Source organism: Sandarakinorhabdus sp. (assembly GCF_031422795.1).
In the GTDB taxonomy this organism is placed as follows: domain Bacteria; phylum Pseudomonadota; class Alphaproteobacteria; order Sphingomonadales; family Sphingomonadaceae; genus Sandarakinorhabdus.
Genome location: NZ_JANPML010000150.1, coordinates 1 through 2729, shown reverse-complemented (window position 1 = coordinate 2729; position 2729 = coordinate 1). Strand labels below are relative to the sequence as shown.

The window sequence follows — 2729 nt, the reverse complement described above, 5'->3', positions numbered from 1 at the left end:
ACTGGCAAGGGCATCGTGCTGTTCGCCGTGCTGCGCCGCGAAGGCCGCACCGCGTCGGCCATCATTGCCGACGTGATCCCGCAGATCGTGCGCGATTTCGCCTGGCCCAAATCGATGCGTTGGGGCGTGGCCAGCCAATCGACTGCCGCGCCGCGCTGGGTGCGGCCATTGACGGGCATCGTCGCGCTGCTCGATGGCGACGTGGTGGCGTGTGAAGCGCATGGCATCACATCGGGCCGCGACACGCGCGGGCACCGCGTCCACGCGCCGGGTGTGCTGACCATCACCAGCGCCGCCACCTATCTCGACCAGTTGCGCGCTGCGAACGTGCTGGCTTCCAGCGCCGAACGCCGCCAGATCATCGCCACCCGCGCCGCCGAACTGGCCGCCGGGGCTGGTCTGTCGCTGATCCCCGATGATGGCCTGGTGGCCGAAAACGCCGGACTCACCGAATGGCCGGTGCCGTTGCTTGGCCGTTTCGATCCCGATTTCCTGTCGGTCCCGCGTGAGGTGATCGTGCTCACCATGCGCACCAACCAGAAATATTTCGCCCTTTCGGGTGCGGACGGCGCACTCGCCCCGGCCTTCATCTGCGTCGCCAACCTCGACGCGACCGACGGCGGCGCCGCCATCACCCACGGCAACCAGCGCGTGCTCTCCGCCCGCCTGTCCGACGCGCGCTTCTTCTGGGAGCAGGATCTGGCCACCGTCCGCGCCGGCGGGCTGGAGGCGTTCCTGCCCAAGCTGAACGACATCGTGTTCCACGAGAAATTGGGCACGCTGGCAGACAAGGTGGAACGCGTTGCTGCGCTGGCCAAGTGGCTGTGCGAAAGCGGTGCGGTGCCGGCTGATCCGGCACTGGCCGAACAGGCGGCATGTCTGGCCAAGGCCGATCTTGTTTCCGCCACGGTGGGCGAGTTTCCCGAAGTGCAGGGCCAGATCGGCCGCTACCTCGCGCTGGCCACCGGCATCGACCCCGCAATCGCCGATGCATTGCGCGACCATTACAAGCCAGTGGGGCAGGGCGATGATGTGCCGACTGCCCCTGTTAGTGTGGCGGTGGCGCTGGCGGACAAGATGGATACGTTGCTTGGGTTCTTTGAAATTGACGAGAAGCCAACTGGTTCGCGAGATCCCTTTGCCCTACGCAGGGCTGCATTGGGAACGCTCGCGATGCTGCTTGAGGGCGACCGGCGTATTTCCATGCTGGAACTAGTGGAAAATCATTTGCCCCGCTGGGAGACTACCAAGCTTGCGGTGTGGTCGCGTAACCGGCAGCCCGGAATATCTACCTATGCCTCTGTTCGGACTACCAAGCACATAGCCAAGTTGGGCAGAGACGTAGACACTCGCGCTCTTGATTTGCTCGATTTCTTCGCCGATCGCCTGAAGGTGCAGCAGCGCGAAGCCGGCGTGCGGCACGACCTGATTGATGCCGTGTTCGCGCTCGGTGGTGAAGATGATCTTGTTCGCCTGCTCGCCCGCGTTAAGGCGTTGCAGGCGTTCGTGGAGACCGAGGACGGCACCAACCTGCTCGCTGGCTACAAGCGCGCGGCCAATATCCTGAAGGCGGCCGAGAAGGACGGGATTGGCGAACCGGCCAGTGGCGAAGGCGAGGGGGCGGAAGCCCTGCTCGCCGCCGCGCTGGCGACGGCGCTGCCCACTGCCACGCAGGCCGTGGCAGACGAACGCTTCACCGACGCGATGGCGGCGCTGGCCAGTTTGCGCGGGCCGGTCGATGCGTTTTTCACCGATGTGATGGTCAATGATCCCGATCCGGGCATCCGGGCGCGGCGATTGGCCCTGTTGGCGGAGTTCCGCGATGCGGTGCATGGCGTGGCGGACTTCTCGAAGATCGAAGGTTAACCCCCTCTCCCCTTGCGGGAGAGGGTCGACTCGCTGCAAGGCGAGCGGGGTGAGGGGTTTCAAATGACGAAGTCAGTTTTCCGGTTCGGTGGCGGCACGGCCGAAGGCGATGCTCGACAAAAGGAATTGCTGGGCGGCAAGGGCGCCAACCTCGCCGAAATGGCCGGGATTGGCCTGCCGGTGCCGCCGGGCCTGACGATTTCGACGCCCGTTTGTGCCGCCTATTATGATGCCGGTGGCCGGCTGCCCGATGCTGTGCAGGCCCAGGTGCTGGACAGCCTCGCGTTCATCGAAAGCGTGACGGCCAAGACGTTTGGTGATGCCGCAAATCCGTTGCTGGTCTCCGTCCGCTCCGGCGCGCGCGTGTCGATGCCGGGCATGATGGATACGGTGCTCAACCTTGGCCTGAATGATGTGACGGTTGAGGGCCTGGCCACCGCCAGTGGCAACCCGCGTTTCGCGTGGGACAGCTATCGCCGGTTTATCCAGATGTATGGCGATGTCGTGCTGGGGCTGGACCATTATGCCTTTGAAGACGCGCTGGAAATCGCCAAGGAAGACAAGGGCGTTTCGCAGGATACCGGGCTGGATGCCGCTGATCTGCAAAAGCTTGTTGCGCGCTACATGGCCATCGTCGAAGCAGCGTTGGGCCGGCCATTCCCGCAGGATCCGCACGAGCAACTTTGGGGCGCCATCGGCGCGGTGTTCGGTTCGTGGCGCTCGGACCGGGCGCGCACCTATCGCCGGCTGAACGATATTCCCGAAAGCTGGGGCACCGCTGTCAACGTGCAGGCCATGGTGTTCGGCAATCTGGGCGATACGTCGGCGACCGGCGTGGCGTTCACCCGCGATCCGTCGACCGG

At 64.9% G+C, this 2729-nt stretch carries 2 protein-coding genes; both read left to right on the top strand.

Translation table 11 applies throughout. The features are described from left to right. The coding region (gene glyS / locus RMO81_RS05575; protein ID WP_310474779.1) for a glycine--tRNA ligase subunit beta at window positions 1-1866 on the top strand (1866 nt) is incomplete at its 5' end. Between the two features lie 63 nt (window positions 1867-1929). Then, on the top strand, window positions 1930-2729 hold an 800-nt coding region (locus tag RMO81_RS05570), incomplete at its 3' end, for a PEP/pyruvate-binding domain-containing protein (RefSeq protein WP_310474778.1).